Here is a 20,637-nt window from a genome sequence, read left to right as displayed (position 1 = left end):
CCGTTTAACGCTATTTTTCCCGGCCTGTCGGCTTTCTAATAAACCGGCAGGCCGTGTTATTATTGTTATCAGTACATTTTGACAGGAAGAGTATTTTGACTACTGACACTCATACTCTGCATATTGAAGAGATTTTAGAACTTCTGCCGCACCGCTACCCGTTTTTGCTGGTAGACCGTGTGCTGGATTTTGAAGAAGGTCGTTTTCTGCGCGCAGTGAAAAATGTTTCCGTGAACGAGCCGTTCTTCCAGGGGCACTTCCCTGGTAAGCCTATCTTCCCGGGTGTGTTGATTCTGGAAGCGATGGCTCAGGCTACCGGTATTCTGGCGTTTAAAAGCGTCGGTAAACTGGAGCCAGGTGAGCTGTATTACTTCGCGGGTATTGATGAAGCGCGCTTTAAGCGCCCTGTCGTGCCTGGTGATCAGATGATCATGGAAGTCACTTTTGAAAAAACGCGTCGTGGCCTGACTCGCTTCAAAGGCGTAGCGCTGGTTGACGGCAAAGTTGTTTGCGAAGCGACGATGATGTGTGCTCGTAGCCGGGAGTCCTGATACGTGATTGATAAATCCGCCTTTATTCATCCTACCGCGATTGTGGAAACCGGTGCCATCGTTGGCGCTAACGTCCACATTGGCCCGTTTTGTATTGTTGGACCCCATGTCGAAATTGGTGAGGGTACAGTACTGAAATCTCACGTTGTCGTGAATGGTCACACGACCATTGGCTGCAATAACGAGATCTATCAGTTCGCTTCCATCGGTGAAGTTAACCAGGATCTGAAATATGCTGGTGAGTCGACCCGTCTGGAAATTGGCGATCGTAACCGTATTCGCGAAAGCGTCACCATTCATCGTGGAACAGTACAGGGTGGTGGGTTGACGAAGGTGGGCAGCGATAACCTGTTTATGGTTAATGCGCATATCGCGCACGACTGTACCGTGGGTGACCGCTGTATTCTTGCCAACAACGCAACGCTGGCAGGACACGTATCGGTTGATGACTTCGCAATTATTGGCGGCATGACCGCAGTCCATCAGTTCTGCATCATTGGTGCGCACGTGATGGTTGGCGGATGCTCCGGTGTGGCGCAGGACGTCCCACCGTATGTGATTGCGCAGGGCAACCATGCCACGCCGTTTGGCGTGAACATTGAAGGCCTCAAGCGTCGTGGTTTTAGTCGCGAAGCGATTACTGCCATCCGCAACGCGTACAAACTGCTGTACCGTAGCGGTAAAACGCTGGAAGAGGCTAAGCCGGAAATTGCCGAACTGGCGAACAAGTACCCGGAAGTGAACGCGTTCATGGAATTCTTTGACCGTTCAACAAGGGGTCTGATTCGTTAATGGTCGACAGTCGTCCGCTTACGATAGCCCTGGTCGCCGGAGAAACCTCCGGCGATATTCTTGGTGCAGGTCTCATCCGCGCGCTTAAGGCGCGTGTACCCAATGCTCGCTTTGTTGGCGTTGCTGGCCCGCTAATGCAGGCCGAAGGCTGTGAAGCCTGGTATGAAATGGAAGAGCTCGCCGTGATGGGCATCGTTGAGGTGCTGGGACGGCTCCGCCGCTTGCTGCACATCCGTGCCGATCTCACCCGCCGCTTTACCGAACTCAAACCCGATGTGTTTGTCGGTATCGATGCGCCTGATTTCAACATTACCCTCGAAGGGAATCTGAAAAAGCAGGGTATCAAAACGATTCACTACGTCAGTCCGTCCGTCTGGGCGTGGCGACAGAAACGCGTTTTCAAAATCGGACGGTCCACCAACCTGGTGCTGGCTTTCCTGCCTTTCGAAAAAGCGTTTTACGACAGATTTAATGTTCCGTGCCGTTTTATCGGTCATACCATGGCGGATGCGATGCCATTGGATCCGGATAAGAACGCGGCGCGCGACGCGCTTGGCATCCCGCATGATGTGCACTGTCTGGCACTGCTGCCAGGCAGCCGTGGCGCAGAAGTTGAGATGCTGAGTGCCGATTTCCTCAAAACAGCGCAGATTCTTCGCCAGACCTATCCGGATCTTGAAGTGGTTGTTCCGCTGGTAAATGCCAAACGCCGCGAACAGTTTGAGCGCATCAAAGCGGAAGTCGCCCCGGAACTTCACGTCCGTCTTCTGGACGGGAAAGGGCGGGAAGCGATGTATGCGAGCGATGCCGCGCTGCTGGCCTCCGGCACGGCGGCGCTGGAATGTATGCTGGCGAAATGCCCTATGGTGGTCGGTTATCGCATGAAGCCGTTCACCTTCTGGCTGGCAAAACGTCTGGTGAAAACAGATTATGTCTCGCTGCCAAACCTGCTTGCCGGGCGCGAGCTGGTGAAAGAGCTGCTGCAGGATGAGTGCCAGCCGCAGGCGCTTGCCGATGCACTGCTGCCGCTTCTCGCCGACGGTAAGACCAGCCACCAGATGCACGATACCTTCCGCGAACTGCATCAACTGATTCGCTGTAATGCTGATGAGCAAGCGGCTGATGCGGTGCTGGAGCTAGCAAAATGATGGAATTTGTTTATCCTCACACTCGCCTTGTGGCGGGTGTGGACGAAGTGGGTCGTGGCCCGTTAGTTGGGGCTGTGGTCACCGCCGCGGTGATCCTCGATCCGGCTCGCCCGATTATCGGGCTGAACGACTCAAAAAAATTGTCTGAAAAGCGCCGGTTGGCGCTGTTTGATGAGATTCAGGAGAAGGCGCTGGCCTGGAGCCTGGGGCGCGCTGAACCGCATGAAATAGATGAGCTGAATATTTTGCATGCCACGATGCTGGCGATGCAGCGTGCGGTAGCAGGCCTGAAAATTTCCCCGGAATATGTTCTGATTGACGGCAACCGCTGTCCTGCATTGCCCATGCCTTCAATGGCGGTCGTCAAAGGCGATAGCCGGGTCGCAGAAATTAGCGCAGCTTCTATTATTGCCAAAGTGACGCGCGACGCCGAAATGGCCGCGCTGGACCTCACTTACCCTCAGTATGGTTTCGCCCAGCATAAGGGGTATCCCACACCTTTCCATCTGGAAAGGCTGGCTGAACATGGCGCAACCGAGCACCACCGTCGCAGTTTTGGCCCGGTGAAACGCGCGCTGGGACGGGTGTCCTGAATCAATACGCAAGCAATTAAGTAACGCGGAATCTGAAGATGGCTGAACCACGTTTCGTACACCTGCGGGTGCATAGCGACTACTCCATGATCGATGGGCTGGCGAAGACCGGGCCGCTGGTAAAAAAGGCGGCCTCCCTTGGCATGCCCGCGCTGGCGATCACCGATTTTACCAACCTGTGTGGCCTGGTGAAGTTCTACGGAACGGCGCACGGCGCGGGGATGAAGCCTATCGTCGGGGCGGATTTTCATGTGCAGAGCGATCTCATCGGCGATGAAATGACGCAAATCTCCGTGCTGGCAATGAACAACACGGGCTATCAAAACCTCACTCTGCTTATTTCAAAAGCCTATCAGCGCGGATATGGTGCGTTGGGCCCGTGGATCGACAGGGACTGGCTGGCTGAACTGAACGAAGGGCTGCTGCTGATCTCCGGCGGCCGCATGGGTGATGTCGGCAAATGCCTGCTGCGCGGCAATAGCGCGCTGGTGGATCAATGCGTCTCGTTCTATGAAGAGTATTTCCCGGATCGTTATTATCTGGAGCTGATCCGCACCGGTCGCCAGGACGAAGAGAGCTATCTGCATGCGGCAGTCGCACTTGCGGAAGAACGCGGGCTGCCCGTCGTTGCGACAAACGATGTGCGGTTCCTCGAGCCGGGGGATTTTGACGCCCACGAAATTCGCGTCGCAATTCACGATGGTTTCACCCTCGACGATCCGAAGCGGCCGCGTAATTACTCCGCGCAACAATACATGCGCAGCGAAGAGGAGATGTGTGAGCTCTTCTCCGATATCCCCGAAGCGCTGGAAAACAGCGTAGAGATTGCAAAGCGCTGTAACGTTACCGTCCGCCTTGGCGAGTACTTCCTGCCGCAGTTCCCGACGGGTGACATGACCACGGAAGATTTCCTGGTCGTCAAATCAAAAGAAGGTCTGGAAGAGCGTCTGGAATTCCTGTTCCCGGATGAGGCCGTTCGCAAAGAGAAGCGGCCGCCGTACGATGAGCGCCTGGATATTGAACTCCAGGTTATCAACCAGATGGGCTTCCCGGGCTACTTCCTGATCGTAATGGAGTTTATCCAGTGGTCGAAGGATAACGGCGTACCGGTCGGACCGGGGCGTGGCTCCGGTGCAGGATCTCTGGTGGCGTATGCGCTGAAAATTACCGACCTCGATCCGCTGGAATTCGACCTGCTGTTCGAACGTTTCCTTAACCCGGAACGTGTTTCCATGCCCGACTTTGACGTCGACTTCTGCATGGAGAAACGCGACCAGGTGATCGAGCACGTTGCCGATATGTACGGCCGTGATGCGGTATCGCAGATTATTACGTTCGGTACGATGGCGGCGAAGGCGGTTATCCGTGACGTCGGCCGCGTGCTGGGCCACCCGTACGGGTTTGTCGATCGTATTTCTAAGCTGGTGCCGCCCGATCCGGGCATGACGCTGGCAAAAGCGTTTGAAGCCGAACCTCAGCTGCCGGAAATCTACGAAGCTGACGAAGAAGTGAAAGCGCTGATAGACATGGCGCGCAAGCTGGAAGGCGTCACGCGTAACGCCGGTAAGCATGCGGGGGGCGTAGTTATCGCGCCGACCAAAATTACCGACTTCGCGCCGCTCTACTGCGATGAAGCGGGTGAGCATCCGGTTACTCAGTTTGATAAGAACGACGTGGAATACGCCGGGCTGGTGAAGTTTGACTTCCTCGGCCTGCGTACGCTCACGATCATCGACTGGGCGCTGAAGATGATCAACCCGCGCCGGGAAAAGCAGGGCCTTGAGCCCATAGACATTGCCGCCATCCCGCTGGATGACAAGAAAAGTTTCGACATGCTGCAGCGCTCGGAGACAACAGCCGTCTTCCAGCTTGAATCCCGCGGCATGAAAGATCTGATTAAGCGTCTGCAGCCCGACTGCTTCGAAGATATGATCGCACTGGTTGCCCTGTTCCGTCCGGGACCACTGCAGTCAGGGATGGTAGATAACTTTATCGACCGTAAGCACGGTCGCGAAGAGATTTCTTACCCGGACGTTCAGTGGCAGCACGAAAGCCTGAAGCCGGTGCTGGAGCCCACCTACGGCATTATCCTGTACCAGGAACAGGTTATGCAGATCGCCCAGGTGCTTTCCGGCTATACCCTCGGCGGCGCGGACATGCTGCGTCGTGCGATGGGTAAGAAAAAGCCGGAAGAGATGGCCAAGCAGCGCTCCATCTTTGAAGACGGTGCTAAGAAAAACGGCATTGACGGCGAATTGGCGATGAAAATTTTCGACCTGGTGGAGAAATTCGCCGGGTACGGATTTAACAAATCTCACTCCGCCGCCTATGCTTTGGTGTCGTATCAAACGCTGTGGCTGAAGGCGCACTATCCTGCTGAGTTTATGGCTGCGGTAATGACCGCGGATATGGACAACACCGAGAAGGTGGTAGGGCTGGTGGATGAGTGTTGGCGCATGGGGCTGAAGATCCTGCCGCCGGATATCAACTCGGGTCTTTACCATTTCCACGTCAATGACGACGGGGAGATCGTTTACGGGATTGGCGCGATCAAGGGCGTAGGCGAAGGTCCGATCGAGGCGATCATCGAAGCGCGCAACAACGGCGGGTATTTCCGCGAGCTGTTCGATCTTTGTGCCCGTACCGATACCAAAAAACTGAACCGTCGCGTGCTGGAAAAACTGATCATGTCCGGCGCGTTTGACAGGCTGGGGCCGCACCGCGCCGCGCTGATGAACTCGCTGGGCGACGCCCTGAAAGCGGCGGATCAGCACGCCAAAGCGGAAGCCATTGGCCAGGCGGATATGTTCGGGGTGCTGGCGGAAGAGCCGGAGCAGATTGAGCAGTCGTATTCCAACTGCCAGCCGTGGCCAGAACAGGTGGTGCTGGACGGCGAGCGTGAAACGTTAGGCTTGTATCTGACGGGTCACCCGATCAACCAGTACATTAAAGAAATTGAGCGCTATGTCGGCGGCCACAGGCTAAAAGACATGCATCCGACAGAACGTGGTAAAATCACCACGGCTGCGGGGCTCGTGATTGCTGCAAGGGTTATGGTCACCAAGCGCGGCAATCGTATCGGCATCTGTACGTTGGATGACCGTTCCGGGCGTCTGGAGGTGATGCTGTTCACCGACGCGCTGGATAAATACCAGCAATTGCTGGAAAAAGACCGCATACTTATCGTCAGCGGACAGGTCAGCTTTGATGACTTCAGTGGGGGGCTTAAAATGACCGCCCGCGAAGTGATGGACATTGACGAAGCCCGGGAAAAATATGCTCGCGGGCTTGCTATCTCGCTGACGGACAGGCAAATTGATGACCAGCTTTTAAACCGACTCCGTCAGTCTCTGGAACCCCACCGCTCGGGGACAATTCCAGTACATCTCTACTATCAGAGGGCGGATGCACGTGCGCGGTTGCGCTTTGGTGCAACGTGGCGTGTCTCTCCGAGCGATCGTTTACTAAACGATCTCCGTGGCCTCATTGGTTCGGAGCAGGTGGAACTGGAGTTTGACTAATACAGGAATACTATGAGTCTGAATTTCCTTGATTTCGAACAGCCGATTGCTGAGCTGGAAGCGAAAATCGATTCTCTGACAGCGGTAAGCCGTCAGGATGAAAAACTGGATATTAACATCGACGAAGAAGTGCATCGTCTGCGCGAGAAAAGCGTAGAGCTGACGCGCAAAATCTTTGCCGATCTCGGCGCATGGCAGGTGGCCCAGCTGGCTCGCCATCCACAGCGTCCGTACACCCTGGATTATGTCCGCCTGGCGTTTGACGAATTTGACGAACTGGCAGGCGATCGCGCATACGCTGACGATAAAGCTATCGTTGGCGGTATCGCGCGTCTGGACGGGCGCCCGGTGATGATCATTGGTCATCAGAAAGGTCGTGAAACCAAAGAGAAAATCCGTCGTAACTTCGGTATGCCAGCCCCAGAAGGCTACCGTAAAGCCCTGCGTCTGATGGAGATGGCTGAGCGTTTTAATATGCCAATCATCACCTTCATCGACACCCCGGGTGCCTACCCTGGCGTGGGTGCGGAAGAGCGCGGCCAGTCTGAAGCCATCGCGCGCAATCTGCGCGAGATGTCTCGTCTGAAGGTGCCGGTCATCTGTACCGTTATCGGTGAAGGTGGTTCCGGTGGCGCGCTGGCGATTGGCGTGGGTGATAAGGTGAATATGCTGCAGTACAGCACCTATTCCGTTATCTCCCCGGAAGGCTGTGCGTCCATTCTGTGGAAAAGTGCCGATAAAGCGCCTCTGGCCGCAGAAGCAATGGGTATCATTGCGCCACGCCTGAAAGAGCTCAAGCTGATCGATTCCATCATCCCGGAACCGCTGGGTGGTGCGCATCGTAAGCCGGAAGTGATGGCAGCGTCTCTGAAAGCGCAGCTGCTGGCCGATCTGGCAGACCTGGACGTGCTGAGCAAAGAAGATCTGCTCAACCGCCGTTACCAGCGTCTGATGACCTACGGCTACGCATAAGCCTCACAATTATCTGAAAAGCCGCACACTGTTGCGGCTTTTTTTATACCTGCGGTTTAGCCGGGCTATGCTTAGCTAATGTTTTTTAAGGAGGAAGCCCATGAATATCATTGCCATTATGGGGCCACACGGCGTCTTTTATAAAGATGAGCCGATTAAGGAGCTGGAGCAAGCCCTGCAGTCGCGCGGGTATCAGCTAATCTGGCCGCACAACAGCGCCGATCTGCTGAAGTTCATCGAGCATAATCCGCGTATCTGTGGCGTGATCTTCGACTGGGATGAATATGACCTCGAACTGTGCAGCGATATCAACAAGCTGAACGAATATCTCCCGCTGTACGCGTTTATTAATACCCACTCAACCATGGACGTCAGCGCCAATGATATGCGTATGGCGCTGTGGTTTTTTGAATATTCGCTCGGCGTGGCGGAAGACATTGCGGCCCGAATTCAGCAATACACGAATGAATATCTCGATAACATTACGCCACCGTTTACCCGGGCGCTCTTCACCTACGTGAAGGAGGGGAAATATACCTTCTGTACGCCGGGCCATATGGCGGGGACGGCCTACCAAAAAAGCCCGGTGGGCTGCCTGTTCTATGATTTCTTTGGTGGCAACACGCTGAAGGCGGACGTGTCCATTTCGGTTACCGAATTAGGCTCTCTGCTGGATCACACCGGCCCGCATCTGGAAGCGGAAGAGTATATCGCCCGCACCTTTGGCGCCGAGCAGAGCTATATGGTGACCAACGGCACCTCGACCTCGAACAAAATCGTCGGAATGTACGCTGCGCCTGCGGGCAGCACCCTACTGATTGACCGTAACTGCCATAAGTCGCTGGCTCACCTGCTGATGATGAGCGACGTCGTACCGCTCTGGCTGTCGCCCACGCGTAACGCGCTCGGTATTCTTGGCGGCATTCCGCGGCGGGAGTTTGCGCATGACGCGATTGAACGTAAGGTCGCGGCGATCCCTGGTGCAAGCTGGCCTGTCCATGCGGTGATCACCAACTCGACCTATGACGGTCTGCTGTACAACACGAACTGGATCAAAAAGACGCTGGACGTGTCGTCGATCCACTTCGATTCCGCGTGGGTGCCGTACACCAATTTCCACCCGATTTACGCAGGTAAAAGCGGCATGAGCGGTGAGCGCGTGCCGGGTAAAGTGTTCTTCGAAACGCAGTCGACGCACAAAATGCTGGCGGCGTTTTCCCAGGCTTCGCTTATTCACATCAAAGGCGAGTACGACGAAGAGACCTTCAACGAAGCCTTTATGATGCATACCACCACCTCACCGAGCTATCCGCTGGTGGCGTCTATCGAAACGGCCGCGGCGATGCTGCGCGGCAATCCTGGCAAACGCCTCATCAACCGTTCGGTGGAGCGCGCGCTGCATTTCCGCAAAGAGGTTCAGCGGCTGAAAGATGAAGCCGACGGCTGGTTCTTTGATATCTGGCAGCCGGAAGAGATTGATGAGGCGGAATGCTGGCCCGTCTCGCCCGGCGAAGACTGGCATGGTTTCCGGGATGCCGATAGCGACCATATGTTCCTCGACCCGGTAAAAGTGACGATCCTGACGCCAGGCATGGATGAGCAGGGAAAGATGAGCGAGGAAGGTATTCCGGCCGCGCTGGTCGCGAAATTCCTTGATGAACGTGGCGTGGTGGTAGAGAAGACCGGGCCCTATAACCTCCTGTTCCTGTTCAGCATTGGTATTGATAAAACCCGGGCGATGGGGCTGTTGCGCGGGCTGATGGAGTTTAAGCGCGCCTACGATCTCAACCTGCGGGTGAAGAATATGCTCCCGGATCTCTACGCGGAGGATCCTGACTTCTATCGTAATATGCGCATTCAGGATCTGGCCCAGGGGATCCACAGGCTGATCCGTCAGCACGATCTGCCGCGCCTGATGCTTCAGGCGTTCGATGTCTTACCGGAAATGAAGTTTACCCCGCACAAGGCATGGCAGCGCCAGGTGAAAGGGGAGGTCGAAACCGTTGAGCTGGAAAACCTGGTCGGGCGCGTATCGGCCAACATGATCCTGCCTTACCCGCCGGGCGTACCGCTCCTGATGCCTGGAGAAATGATTACAGAGGAGAGTCGGGCCGTGCTCGATTTCCTGCTGATGCTCTGTTCGGTAGGGCGTCATTACCCCGGTTTTGAGACGGATATCCACGGCGCGAAGCGCGACGAAAACGGCGTTTACTGGGTGCGAGTCCTAAAATAAGGGTGACCGCTTGCATGGTGCGGGTTTTCGGTTGTAACGTTCAGGCATCATAAAAAGGAGAAGCTATGCTGGGTTTAAAACAGGTTCATCATATTGCGATCATTGCGACCGATTACGCAAAGAGTAAGGCCTTCTACTGCGACATTCTCGGCTTTACGCTGTTAAGCGAGGCGTACCGCGAAGAGCGCGACTCATGGAAGGGCGATCTGGCATTAAACGGGCAGTATGTGATTGAACTGTTCTCTTTTCCTTTTCCGCCTGCGCGTCCGTCCCGCCCGGAAGCCTGCGGCCTGCGCCATCTTGCCTTTAGCGTCGATGACCTGGATAGCGCAGTAAAACATCTGGAAGCGCACGGCGTGACGTGTGAAGCGATCCGCGTCGATCCGTTCACGGACAAGCGCTTTACCTTTTTCAGCGACCCGGACGGCCTGCCGCTGGAGCTTTATCAGCAGTAATCTTCGTCCTGTGTGATAATGCCCGCTCAGTTCGGGCATTTTTTATGTGTAATTCCCTATGACCTTACCCGCTATCGCACACGCCGTTTCACCGTACCGCCAGCTGCTGGTGGGGTTTAGCGGTGGCCTGGATTCCACCGTTCTGCTTCATCGCCTCAAGCGCTGGCGCGACCGGGAGCCTGACGTCCAGCTGCGGGCGATGCATATTCATCATGGATTAAGTCCTCACGCAGAGGAGTGGGTGGCGCACTGCGAAGCCTTGTGTGCAGCCTGGTCAATCCCGCTCATCGTTGAACGCGTCACGCTTGCGGAGGAAGGGCTTGGCATCGAGGCGCAGGCGCGTAAAGCCCGCTATGCCGCGTTTGCCGGGGCATTACGTGCTGGAGAAGCGCTGGTCACGGCCCAGCATCTGGACGATCAGTGCGAAACCTTTCTGCTGGCGCTTAAGCGGGGAAGCGGACCGGCGGGGCTTTCTGCCATGCCGGCGCGCTCGGCATTTGCCGGCACAACGTTACTGCGCCCGCTGCTTGGCGAGACGCGTGCCTCACTGGAAGCCTGGGCGCGAGAGCATCAGCTGAGCTGGATCGAAGATGAGAGTAACCAGGATGACGGCTATGATCGTAACTTTCTGCGTCTGCGCGTCCTCCCGCTATTGAGCGAGCGCTGGCCGCATTTCGCCGACGCGACGGCAAGAAGCGCTATGCTGTGCGCCGAACAGGAATCGCTGCTGGACGAGCTGTTGAGCGACGAGCTGGCTGAACTGATTTCTAAAGACGGAGCGCTGGCCATTGCACCGCTGACAGCGATGAGCCCGGTGCGTCGCGCCGCGCTGCTACGACGCTGGCTGGCCTTTCATCGCGCCGCGATGCCGCCGCGGACAATGCTGAGCCGTATCTGGGACGAAGTCGCTCTGGCGCGGGATGATGCTTCCCCGTGCGTCCACCTGAACGGTTTCGAGGTTAGACGCTATAAAGGGGAACTCTGGTGGATAAAATCCATGCCCTCGCTGACAGATGTCGTGCTCGACTGGCTTTCTCCTGAGGTTCCGCTGATATTGCCCGCAGAGGCTGGACGCGTCTCTCTCCTGCCGTCTGGTCATGTGCGGCCGCCGAAGCCCGGTGAACCGGTCACCGTGCGCTTTAAGGCTGGCGGCATGCTGCATATTGTCGGGCGTAACGGAGGTCGGAAGCTGAAGAAAATCTGGCAGGAGTGCAACGTGCCGCCGTGGCTGCGCGACACTACGCCGCTGCTGTTCTATGGTGAAACGTTGATTGCTGCGGCAGGGGTATTCATCACGGAAGCGGGATGGGCGGAAGACGGGGTCAGGTTTGAGTGGCAGGAAGCGTAACGGGCAGCCTGGCTGCCCGTTAGTGTCATCAGGATTCGCTCACCACGACGGTGCCGATTTGCGGGTGGCTGAAGCTGGCTATTTTATCCAGACGCAGCTCACGCGTCGCACCGGCATCTTCCACTATCAGGTATTCCACATTTTTACGTGAAACCAGATCGCTAGCTTTTGCCTTCAACACTTCGCCATCTTTTAGCTCCAGCGTCAGTAATAAATGATGCTGGCAGGCGAGTTCGAGGTTGTCATAGTCATCACAATTGATGGGTTGATAAGTATCATTCATCGACATAATCGCTCACCAGTAAATTCGCCGCAGCATACGCTGCTTTTTCCCTGACCGACTCTGAAAGGCTCTCATCAGAGGCCACTTCATTAAGCACTTTCAATACACAGCCCAACGCGTCCGGGACATACCCCAGATCTCCGCTGGCGATTTCCGCATACCGTTTGCGAATTAACTCACAATAATTATTCACATCCCCTCCCGCCAGCGCACTGACTTACTGTGAGATATCATTAAGCCTACGAAGATAAACTCGGTTTAGCAAGGTGACTATACCATACTCATTTAAGCAATATCAGCGCCTTGATAGCGGTGTATTTATTACCCCGTAACAGCCTTTTGCCGCGCTTTTCGCTACAATGTGCGCCTGATTCGAATGGAGTTCTCTCATGGCGCTGAAAGCGACAATCTATAAAGCAGTGGTCAATGTGGCCGATCTCGATCGCAACCAGTTCCTGGACGCCTCGCTGACGCTGGCACGTCACCCCTCCGAAACCCAGGAGCGCATGATGCTGCGCCTGCTGGCGTGGATTAAGTACGCTGACGAGCGTCTGCAGTTTACCCGTGGCTTAAGCGCAGAAGACGAGCCTGAAGCCTGGCTGCGCAACGATCATCTGGGTATCGATTTGTGGATCGAACTCGGACTGCCGGACGAGCGCAGAATTAAGAAGGCCTGCACCCAGTCCGCTGAAGTGGCCTTATTCGCGTATAATCAGCGTGCTGCAGAGATTTGGTGGCAGCAAAACAAGAGCAAGTGCGGACAGTTTAAAAATCTCACGGTCTGGTATCTGGATGATGAGCAGCTGGCGCAGCTGAGCGACTTTGCCAGCCGGACCATGGTGTTACAGGCGACGATTCAGGATGGTGCAATCTGGCTTTCTGATTCTCAGAATAATCTGGAAATTCATTTAACGGCGTGGCAACCGGCACCATGATAGTCTTGTCCCGAAACGTCAGCATTCCTGACAACGAGCTGGAGATCACCGCCATCCGCGCTCAGGGGGCAGGCGGGCAGCACGTTAATAAGGCCTCAACGGCTATCCATTTGCGTTTTGACATTCGGGCCTCAAGCCTGCCAGAGTATTATAAAGAAAGCCTGCTTGCCGCCAGCCATCACCTGATCACCAGCGATGGCGTGATGGTGATCAAAGCCCAGGAATACCGTAGTCAGGAACTCAACCGGGAAGCGGCGATAGCCAGGCTGGTGGCGGTCATCAAAGAATTAACGGCAGTACAAAAAAGCCGCCGGGCAACGCGGCCAACCCGCGCATCGAAAGAGCGTAGGCTGACCTCGAAGGCCCAAAAATCCACAGTGAAAGCATTACGCGGCAAAGTTCGTCGCCCGACAGAGTGACGAAAGGGAACACAATTTTCATAAGGAATTCATTGTGAAAAAAGCATTATGGTCTGCGCTGGCAGTGAGTACGCTGTTTGCGCTTTTCGGGTGTAACAACCGTTCCGAAACGCAGGTTTTACAACCCACGCAAACGGAAGAATTAAAACCAATGCAGCAGAGCTGGCGCGGCGTATTGCCTTGCGCGGACTGTGAAGGCATTGAAACGTCCCTGTTCCTGCAAAAAGACGGCACCTGGGTAATGAACCAGCGCTATCAGGGCGCGAAAGAGCCTTCTTCTTTTGCGACTTATGGAACATGGGCGCGTACGGCTGAGAAGCTGGTTCTGACGGATACCTCCGGTGAGAAAACCTTTTTCCGCGCCAAAGGCGAGGGGATGGAGATGCTTGACCGCGAAGGCAACCCGATTGAATCCCAGTTTAACTACACGCTGGCCCCGGTGAAAGCGGCTCTGCCCGCGACGCCGATGGCAATGCGCGGGATGTACTTCTATATGGCGGATGCGGCGATCTTTACCGACTGCGCAACCGGCAGGAAGGTCAGCGTGGCAAACAATGCGCAGCTTGAACGTGATTACGCTGTGGCACGCGGCAATGACAGCAAGCCGGTATTGCTGACGGTGGACGGACACTTTACGCTGGAGCCAAATCCGGATAGCGGCGAGATGGTGAAAACGCTGGTGGCGGATAAAGACGCGAAATTTATTGCGGGCAAAGACTGTAACAGCAAATAAGCTGACGTAGCGCCATTAAAAAACCCCGCCTGAGCGGGGTTTTTTGTTTAGCCTTTGATGGCTTTCACCAGGTAATCAAGAATGTCGCCGGTCTTGATCATCTGTTTTTCGCCGCTGCGACGGTATTTGTATTCAATCTCGTCGCTGTCGAGGTTACGGTCGCCGATCACGACGGTGTGTGGGATACCGATCAGTTCCATATCGGCAAACATCACGCCCGGACGCTCTTTACGGTCATCCATCAGCACTTCGATACCCTGCGCACGCAGCTCGGCATACAGCTTCTCGGCCAGCTCCTGTACGCGGTAAGACTTGTGCATGTTCATTGGCAGAATAGCGACCTGGAACGGCGCGATGTTGTCCGGCCAGACGATGCCGCGCTCGTCGTAGTTCTGCTCAATCGCCGCAGCTACCACGCGCGTCACCCCGATACCGTAGCAACCCATGGTCAGGATCTGGTTACGGCCATCTTCACCCTGAACGGCGGCGTTCAGCGCGCGCGAGTATTTATCGCCCAGCTGGAAGATGTGACCCACTTCGATACCGCGCTTGATCATCAGGGTACCCTGACCGTCCGGGCTTGGGTCGCCTGCGACCACGTTACGGATGTCAGCCACTTCCGGCGTCGCCACGTCGCGATCCCAATTGATGCCGAAGTAGTGTTTACCGTCGATGTTCGCGCCGGCGGAGAAGTCGCTCATCGCGGCTACCGTGCGGTCAATAACAACAGGCACCGGCATATTCACCGGACCCAGTGAACCTGGCCCAGCATTGACCACGGCGCGGATTTCCGCTTCCGTGGCGAACGTCAGCGGGCTGGCGACCTGCGGCAGCTTCTCGGCTTTCACTTCGTTCAGCTCGTGATCGCCACGCACCAGCAGGGCAACCAGCGGGTAAGCGCTCCCTTCGGTGGATTTCACCAGCAGCGTCTTAACGGTTTTTTCGATCGGCAGATTGAACTGCTCAACCAGCTCGGCAATGGTTTTCGCGTTTGGCGTATCAACCAGCGTCATCTCTTGCGTTGCCGCAGCACGCGGTTCTTTTGGTGCCAGGGCTTCTGCAAATTCGATGTTGGCAGCGTAATCAGAGGAGTCAGAGAAGATCACATCGTCTTCACCGCTCTGCGCCAGTACCTGGAATTCATGGGATGCGCTACCGCCGATGGAGCCGGTATCAGCCTGCACAGCGCGGAAATCCAGACCCATGCGGGAGAAGATTTTGCTGTATGCCGCGTACATTGCGTCGTACGTCTCTTGCAGGGATTCCTGAGAGGTATGGAAAGAGTAGGCATCTTTCATCAGGAATTCGCGGGAGCGCATGACGCCGAAACGTGGGCGAACTTCGTCACGGAACTTGGTCTGGATCTGGAAGAAGTTCAGCGGCAGCTGTTTGTAAGAGCTCAGCTCATTACGAATCAGGTCGGTAATGACTTCTTCATGCGTTGGGCCGAGAACGAACGGACGCTCGCCGCGATCGACGAAGCGCAGCAGTTCAGGACCATATTGTTCCCAACGGCCGCTCTCCTGCCACAGGTCAGCGGGCTGAACCACAGGCATGGACACCTCGATAGCACCGGCGTTGTTCATCTCTTCACGCACGATGTTTTCGACTTTTTTCAGGACGCGCACGCCGGTCGGCAGCCAGGTATATAACCCGGAGGCCAGCTTGCGGATCATCCCGGCGCGCAGCATCAGCTGATGGCTGATCACTTCGGCGTCGGCAGGCGTCTCCTTCAGAGTGGAGAGCAGATATTGGCTAGTACGCATGTTGTTACGGTTCCATTTCGACGATTGGAACAGGCTGAAACACCAGCCTGACACAAAAAAAGTGGTTTAGTTTACCAGTGTGGCAAAGATGCCAAAAGAGAGGAGAACAAAATTACCTGGGTTCAAGGGCAAACACTTCAAAACCTGCCCCGGTGACGCGCCAGCGAACGTTAAAATCCAGCAGCCAGACGGCGTACGTTTTTCCTTCTTCCTCTTCTTTACGGTAGGCTGGACGCGGGTCCTGTGCCAAAACTTCAGTGATGAAATCCCGTAAGCGAGGATAGCGTTTCTCCAGTTGACCGAGTTGCGCGGTTATCTCAGGCGTAAAATACACCGGCATATCCGCCTGCGGTGCCTCCTGAGCATAACTTGCACGCGCGTCCGGGAGCGCTTCGGCGAAGGGCAAATAGGGCTTGATGTCGATAACCGGCGTGCCGTCGACCAGATCCAGGCTACCTAACTCCAGGATCACCCGATCTTTCTGGCAGCGTATGCCTTTCAGTTCAACCAGCGACATGCCAACCGGATTTGGGCGGAAGGTCGAGCGCGTTGCAAACACGCCCATTCTCGCATTTCCGCCAAGACGAGGAGGGCGCACGGTAGGACGCCAGCCGCCTTCCATCGTCTGGTGAAACACGAACACCACCCACAGATGGCTGAACGCCTCAAGTCCGCGTACCGCATCGGCCTGATTGTAAGGCGCAATCAGGTGAAGCTCACCGCTTCCGCTGGTGACAAGACCGGGCTGGCGGGGGACGGCGAACTTCTCTTTATAAGGAGAGTGGATAACGCCTATCTGCTCGAACTGAAATGCACTCATTTAGCCGTAATGTTCAGCGCTGAACCGATGCAAACCGCCTGACGGTAGCAGCCTGGCGTGCCGCTGGTGACTTCACAGCTGTGCAGCAGGACCGCGTTGGCTTTCATTTTTGCAGCATTAATCTGCATACGTTTACGCGCTGTCGGAATATTCGGTGGCGAGTCCTGATTGGACGCCTGACAGGATTCGCCGCTCACTTCGCCCAGTTCACGGAACGGTTTACCGACGAGTTCGTCCGCTTTCGTGATAATGCGAACCGGCGCAGGGCGAACCACTTTCGGTTTTGCAGGCTCGGTCTTTGGCGGGGTTGCCGTGCTTTGAACAGGTTCAACGGGAGATCTGCTTAGCATTGAACAGCCGCTCAGCATGAGTGCTAAAAGACAGATCGGTAAAGCACGCATAATATTTCCTCAATGGATAATCAAAACGTCAGATATTGAATCAGTTGACTGCACAAATGACAAGACGGGCATAAGCCCGTCCTGATGATATTACACTGAGGTGAGATTACCAGCCTTTAACAGCGCCGCCGTTAAACACTTTGTTGGCTTCCTGGTAAACTTCGTCTGACTGATAGGCCTGAACGAATTTCTTCACGTTTTCCGCGTCCTTGTTGTCTTCGCGAGTCACGATCAGGTTAACGTACGGGGAGTCTTTATCTTCAACGAAGATACCGTCTTTGGCTGGCGTCAGGCCAATCTGGCTGGCGTACGTGGTGTTGATAACGGCCAGTGCAATCTGCGCATCGTCCAGAGAACGTGGCAGCTGCGGTGCTTCCAGCTCAACAATTTTCAGATTTTTCGGGTTCTCGGTGACGTCCAGAACGGTTGGCAGCAGGCCAACACCGTCTTTCAGTTTGATCAGGCCCACTTTCTGCAGCAGCAGCAGGGAACGACCAAGGTTAGTTGGGTCGTTAGGAACGGCAACCTGAGAGCCCGGCTGCAGTTCGTCCAGTGATTTGATTTTCTTAGAGTAACCGGCAATCGGATAAACGAAGGTGTTACCGACACCCACCAGTTTATAGCCGCGATCTTTGATCTGCTGGTCCAGGTATGGCTTATGCTGGAAGGCGTTCGCGTCGATATCGCCTTTGCTCAGCGCTTCGTTCGGCAGAACGTAATCGTTGAAGGTCACCAGCTCCACGTCCAGGCCATACTTCTCTTTTGCCACTTTCTGAGCAACTTCCGCAACCTGCTGTTCTGCACCCACGATAACGCCAACTTTAATGTGGTTTGGATCCTTTTCGTCCTGACCGCAACCCACCAGTGCCAGAGAGCCGATCAGCGCGCCTACTGCTGCGAAGGTCTTTAATTTAAACGCCATGTTTTATCCTTAACTCGTAGAGTTTGTGTTGTGTGTAACGTTATTTATGCGTAACGGCCCGGACGATGCGATCGCCAGAGAACTGGATTAAGTAAACCAGAACAACCAGCAATACCAGAACGGTATTCATCACGGTAGCGTTATATCCAATATAGCCGTACTGGTAACCAATCTGACCTAAACCGCCAGCGCCTACGGCACCGCCCATTGCGGAATAACCGACCAGCGTGATGAGCGTGATGGTTGCCGCGTTCACCAGGCCTGGCAGTGCTTCCGGGAGCAGAACTTTGCGCACGATCTGCATCGGCGTTGCGCCCATTGCGCGGGATGCCTCAATCAGACCTGTCGGGATTTCCAGCAGGGCGTTTTCCACCATACGGGCGATAAACGGCGCTGCGCCAACGGTCAGCGGAACGATGGCCGCCTGCAGACCGATAGACGTTCCGACGATCACGCGGGTAAACGGAATCATCCACACCAGTAAAATAATGAAGGGGATAGAACGGAAAATATTCACCAGCGCAGAGAGCGTACGGTACAGTTTCGCGTTCTCAATGATTTGACCCGGACGCGTCACGTACAGCAATACGCCGACCGGCAGGCCAATCACAAAACCAAAGAAGCCAGAGACAAAGGTCATTGCCAGCGTTTCCCAAACGCCGCGAACCAGCAGCCACATCATCGGCTCAGACATAACCCAGTACCTCTACTTTTACGTGATGTTCTTGCAGCCAGGCAATCGCAGCCTGAGTTTCTTCTTGTGTGCCGTGCATTTCTGTCAGCATGATGCCGAACTTGACGCCACCGGCGTAATCCATCTGCGCGCTGATGATGTTGTTGTTCACGTTAAAGCGACGTGCGGTTTCGGAAAGCAGGGGAGCGTCTACGGACTGACCGGTGAACTCCATGCGCAGCATCGGGACGCTGTCTGCTGTCGGTTCGGTTTTCAAACGCTCCAGATAATCTTCCGGAATATCCAGATGCAGGGTGGACTGGATGAACTGCTGTGCCAGCGGGGTTTTCGGATGCGAGAACACTTCACTTACCGTGTCCTGCTCGATCAGTTCACCGTTGCTGATGACCGCCACGCAGTCGCAAATGCGTTTCACCACGTCCATCTCGTGCGTAATAAGGAGGATCGTCAGGCCCAGGCGACGGTTAATGTCTTTCAGCAGCTCCAGAATCGAACGCGTGGTGGCCGGATCCAGTGCGCTGGTGGCTTCATCGCACAGCAGTACCTTAGGATTGCTTGCCAGCGCGCGGGCAATGGCCACACGCTGTTTTTGCCCACCGGACAGGTTTGCCGGGTAGCTATCATGTTTATCGCCCAGACCCACGAGGTCGAGCAGCTCGGTGACGCGACGCTTCACTTCTTCTTTTGGCGTGTTATCCAGCTCAAGCGGCAAGGCAACGTTGCCAAACACGGTGCGGGAGGCCAGCAGGTTAAAGTGCTGGAAAATCATGCCAATCTGACGACGCGCTTTGGTGAGTTCTTTTTCTGAAAGGGCGGTAAGTTCCTGACCGCCAACTTCTATGCTGCCCTGGGTTGGGCGCTCAAGCAGGTTAACACAACGGATCAGCGTGCTTTTTCCTGCACCCGATGCGCCAATGACGCCATAAATTTGACCAGCAGGAACATGCAGGCTGACGTTGTTCAGCGCCTGAATGGTTCGGTTCCCCTGCTGGAACACTTTGGTGATATTGGAAAGTTTAATCATTAGATTATTTTTATCGTATGTAAGTTAGCCGTGGCATTTTCTTCTGCCAGATACGGGTGATGACCGTAAACAAAACGGATGTTAAGGCATCCAGACGTCTAAATCAATCCAACTCTGTACGATGAGCACTTTATTGCGCTGCGATTCATGAGATACTAGTCGAACATGCCTTTTTCAGGAGCAAACCGGTGGCAAAATCAGTACCCGCAATTTTCCTCGATCGTGACGGCACTATTAATGTGGATCACGGTTATGTTCATGAGATTGATGAGTTCGAGTTTATCGAGGGCGTAATAGATGCCATGCGCCAGCTGAAAGAGATGGGCTATGCGCTGGTGGTGGTGACGAACCAGTCCGGTATTGCACGCGGTAAATTCACCGAAGCGCAGTTCGAAACGCTGACGGAATGGATGGACTGGTCGCTGGCCGACCGCGGTGTGGATCTCGACGGTATCTACTATTGTCCGCATCATCCGCAGGGAACCGTTGAAGCGTATCGTCAAACCTGTGACTGCCGTAAGCCACATCCGGGGATGTTCATCTCTGCGCAGGAATTCCTGCACATTGATATGGCGGCTTCTTATATGGTGGGCGATAAACTGGAAGATATGCAGGCAGCTGCTGCTGCGGGTGTAGGGACCAAAATATTAGTTCGCACCGGCAAGCCAGTAACGCCAGAAGCTGAGAATGCGGCGGATTGGGTAATTAATAGTCTGGCCGATCTGCCAATAGAGATTAAAAAGCACCAAAAATAGCCTTTCTGGTGAAAAGATGAGCGGTTGAAATAAAAATGCATTTTTCCGCTTGTCATTCCTCGGCGGCCCCCTATAATGCGCCTCCATCGACACGGCGGATGTGAATCATTTCACAAACAACCCGGTCGGTTGAAGAGAAAAAATCCTGAAATAACGGGTTGACTCTGAAAGAGGAAAGCGTAATATACGCCACCTCGCAACGGTGAGCGAAAGCCGCGTTGCACTGCTCTTTAACAATTTATCAGACAATCTGTGTGGGCACTCAAAGTGAC

The 20,637-nt window shown here is 55.0% G+C and carries 21 protein-coding genes; 13 read left to right on the top strand and 8 right to left on the bottom strand.

Annotation, left to right across the window (positions count from 1 at the left end; all coding sequences use genetic code 11):
* Positions 1–95: 95 nt before the first annotated feature.
* From fabZ to tilS, 9 genes are all read left to right on the top strand, one after another.
* Positions 96–551, top strand: a complete 456-nt coding sequence (gene fabZ, locus RVY89_RS14955; RefSeq protein ID WP_010426706.1) for a 3-hydroxyacyl-ACP dehydratase FabZ — start codon at positions 96–98, stop codon at positions 549–551.
* A 3-nt stretch (positions 552–554) separates the two neighbouring features.
* Positions 555–1,343, top strand: coding sequence for an acyl-ACP--UDP-N-acetylglucosamine O-acyltransferase (lpxA, locus tag RVY89_RS14950; protein WP_484825751.1), 789 nt, complete (start codon positions 555–557; stop codon positions 1,341–1,343).
* Complete coding sequence (gene lpxB, locus RVY89_RS14945) at positions 1,343–2,491, top strand: lipid-A-disaccharide synthase (protein ID WP_484825750.1); 1,149 nt, start codon at positions 1,343–1,345, stop codon at positions 2,489–2,491. The genes lpxA and lpxB overlap by 1 nt, the downstream gene beginning before the upstream one ends.
* Complete coding sequence (gene rnhB, locus RVY89_RS14940; protein WP_257258663.1) at positions 2,488–3,084, top strand: ribonuclease HII; 597 nt, start codon at positions 2,488–2,490, stop codon at positions 3,082–3,084. The genes lpxB and rnhB overlap by 4 nt, the downstream gene beginning before the upstream one ends.
* A 38-nt stretch (positions 3,085–3,122) precedes the next feature.
* The gene (gene dnaE / locus RVY89_RS14935; protein ID WP_484825749.1) at positions 3,123–6,605 is read left to right on the top strand and encodes a DNA polymerase III subunit alpha; all 3,483 of its coding nucleotides are present in this window, start codon (positions 3,123–3,125) and stop codon (positions 6,603–6,605) included.
* Positions 6,606–6,617: 12 nt separating this feature from the next.
* On the top strand, positions 6,618–7,577 hold the full coding sequence (gene accA / locus RVY89_RS14930; RefSeq protein WP_008501895.1) for an acetyl-CoA carboxylase carboxyl transferase subunit alpha: 960 nt from the start codon (positions 6,618–6,620) through the stop codon (positions 7,575–7,577).
* A gap of 100 nt (positions 7,578–7,677) precedes the next feature.
* Positions 7,678–9,810 carry a lysine decarboxylase LdcC gene (locus tag RVY89_RS14925; RefSeq protein WP_484825748.1) on the top strand — a complete coding sequence of 711 codons (2,133 nt, stop codon included), beginning with the start codon at positions 7,678–7,680 and terminating at the stop codon, positions 9,808–9,810.
* 65 nt (positions 9,811–9,875) lie between these two features.
* The gene (locus RVY89_RS14920) at positions 9,876–10,265 is read left to right on the top strand and encodes a VOC family protein (RefSeq protein ID WP_371899230.1); all 390 of its coding nucleotides are present in this window, start codon (positions 9,876–9,878) and stop codon (positions 10,263–10,265) included.
* Between the two features lie 58 nt (positions 10,266–10,323).
* The gene (gene tilS / locus RVY89_RS14915) at positions 10,324–11,613 is read left to right on the top strand and encodes a tRNA lysidine(34) synthetase TilS (RefSeq protein WP_484825747.1); all 1,290 of its coding nucleotides are present in this window, start codon (positions 10,324–10,326) and stop codon (positions 11,611–11,613) included.
* Between the two features lie 28 nt (positions 11,614–11,641).
* Here the strand turns inward: tilS and rof are convergent, their stop codons facing one another.
* Both rof and RVY89_RS14905 read right to left on the bottom strand, forming a co-directional pair.
* Positions 11,642–11,902 (bottom strand): Rho-binding antiterminator, encoded by a 261-nt coding sequence (gene rof / locus RVY89_RS14910; protein ID WP_008501890.1) that lies wholly within the window; start codon positions 11,900–11,902, stop codon positions 11,642–11,644.
* Complete coding sequence (locus tag RVY89_RS14905; protein WP_008501889.1) at positions 11,889–12,089, bottom strand: YaeP family protein; 201 nt, start codon at positions 12,087–12,089, stop codon at positions 11,889–11,891. Before RVY89_RS14905 ends, rof begins: the two co-directional genes overlap by 14 nt.
* A 196-nt stretch (positions 12,090–12,285) precedes the next feature.
* Here RVY89_RS14905 and RVY89_RS14900 point away from each other — a divergent pair, with 196 nt between their 5' ends.
* Genes RVY89_RS14900 through nlpE form a run of 3 tightly spaced genes read left to right on the top strand, consistent with a single transcriptional unit; the run spans position 12,286 to position 13,983 of the window.
* Positions 12,286–12,831 (top strand): YaeQ family protein, encoded by a 546-nt coding sequence (locus RVY89_RS14900; RefSeq protein WP_371899227.1) that lies wholly within the window; start codon positions 12,286–12,288, stop codon positions 12,829–12,831.
* Positions 12,828–13,250, top strand: a complete 423-nt coding sequence (gene arfB, locus RVY89_RS14895; RefSeq protein ID WP_371899226.1) for an alternative ribosome rescue aminoacyl-tRNA hydrolase ArfB — start codon at positions 12,828–12,830, stop codon at positions 13,248–13,250. Before RVY89_RS14900 ends, arfB begins: the two co-directional genes overlap by 4 nt.
* A gap of 34 nt (positions 13,251–13,284) precedes the next feature.
* Positions 13,285–13,983 carry an envelope stress response activation lipoprotein NlpE gene (gene nlpE / locus RVY89_RS14890; protein ID WP_484825746.1) on the top strand — a complete coding sequence of 233 codons (699 nt, stop codon included), beginning with the start codon at positions 13,285–13,287 and terminating at the stop codon, positions 13,981–13,983.
* Positions 13,984–14,030: 47 nt separating this feature from the next.
* Here nlpE and proS read toward each other — a convergent pair whose 3' ends face one another.
* From proS to metN, 6 genes are all read right to left on the bottom strand, one after another.
* Positions 14,031–15,749 (bottom strand): proline--tRNA ligase, encoded by a 1,719-nt coding sequence (proS, locus tag RVY89_RS14885; protein WP_048028425.1) that lies wholly within the window; start codon positions 15,747–15,749, stop codon positions 14,031–14,033.
* 112 nt (positions 15,750–15,861) lie between these two features.
* Complete coding sequence (gene tsaA / locus RVY89_RS14880) at positions 15,862–16,569, bottom strand: tRNA (N6-threonylcarbamoyladenosine(37)-N6)-methyltransferase TrmO (RefSeq protein WP_484825745.1); 708 nt, start codon at positions 16,567–16,569, stop codon at positions 15,862–15,864.
* Positions 16,566–16,970 (bottom strand): Rcs stress response system protein RcsF, encoded by a 405-nt coding sequence (gene rcsF, locus RVY89_RS14875; RefSeq protein ID WP_484825744.1) that lies wholly within the window; start codon positions 16,968–16,970, stop codon positions 16,566–16,568. The genes tsaA and rcsF overlap by 4 nt, the downstream gene beginning before the upstream one ends.
* A 106-nt stretch (positions 16,971–17,076) precedes the next feature.
* Positions 17,077–17,892, bottom strand: coding sequence for a methionine ABC transporter substrate-binding lipoprotein MetQ (metQ, locus tag RVY89_RS14870; RefSeq protein ID WP_014168729.1), 816 nt, complete (start codon positions 17,890–17,892; stop codon positions 17,077–17,079).
* A gap of 40 nt (positions 17,893–17,932) precedes the next feature.
* A complete protein-coding gene (locus RVY89_RS14865) occupies positions 17,933–18,586 on the bottom strand; it encodes a methionine ABC transporter permease MetI (RefSeq protein WP_003856130.1) in 654 nt (217 codons plus the stop codon).
* Positions 18,579–19,610, bottom strand: coding sequence for a methionine ABC transporter ATP-binding protein MetN (gene metN, locus RVY89_RS14860; protein WP_484825743.1), 1,032 nt, complete (start codon positions 19,608–19,610; stop codon positions 18,579–18,581). The genes RVY89_RS14865 and metN overlap by 8 nt, the downstream gene beginning before the upstream one ends.
* Positions 19,611–19,798: 188 nt before the next feature.
* Between metN and gmhB the strand changes: the two genes are divergently transcribed.
* Positions 19,799–20,365 carry a D-glycero-beta-D-manno-heptose 1,7-bisphosphate 7-phosphatase gene (gene gmhB / locus RVY89_RS14855; RefSeq protein WP_484825742.1) on the top strand — a complete coding sequence of 189 codons (567 nt, stop codon included), beginning with the start codon at positions 19,799–19,801 and terminating at the stop codon, positions 20,363–20,365.
* Positions 20,366–20,637: the final 272 nt, after the last annotated feature.

This window comes from Enterobacter sp. 3U4, assembly GCF_057224565.1.
Note: the sequence above shows the minus strand (reverse complement) of the source record. Positions and strands in the feature narration are given on the sequence as shown.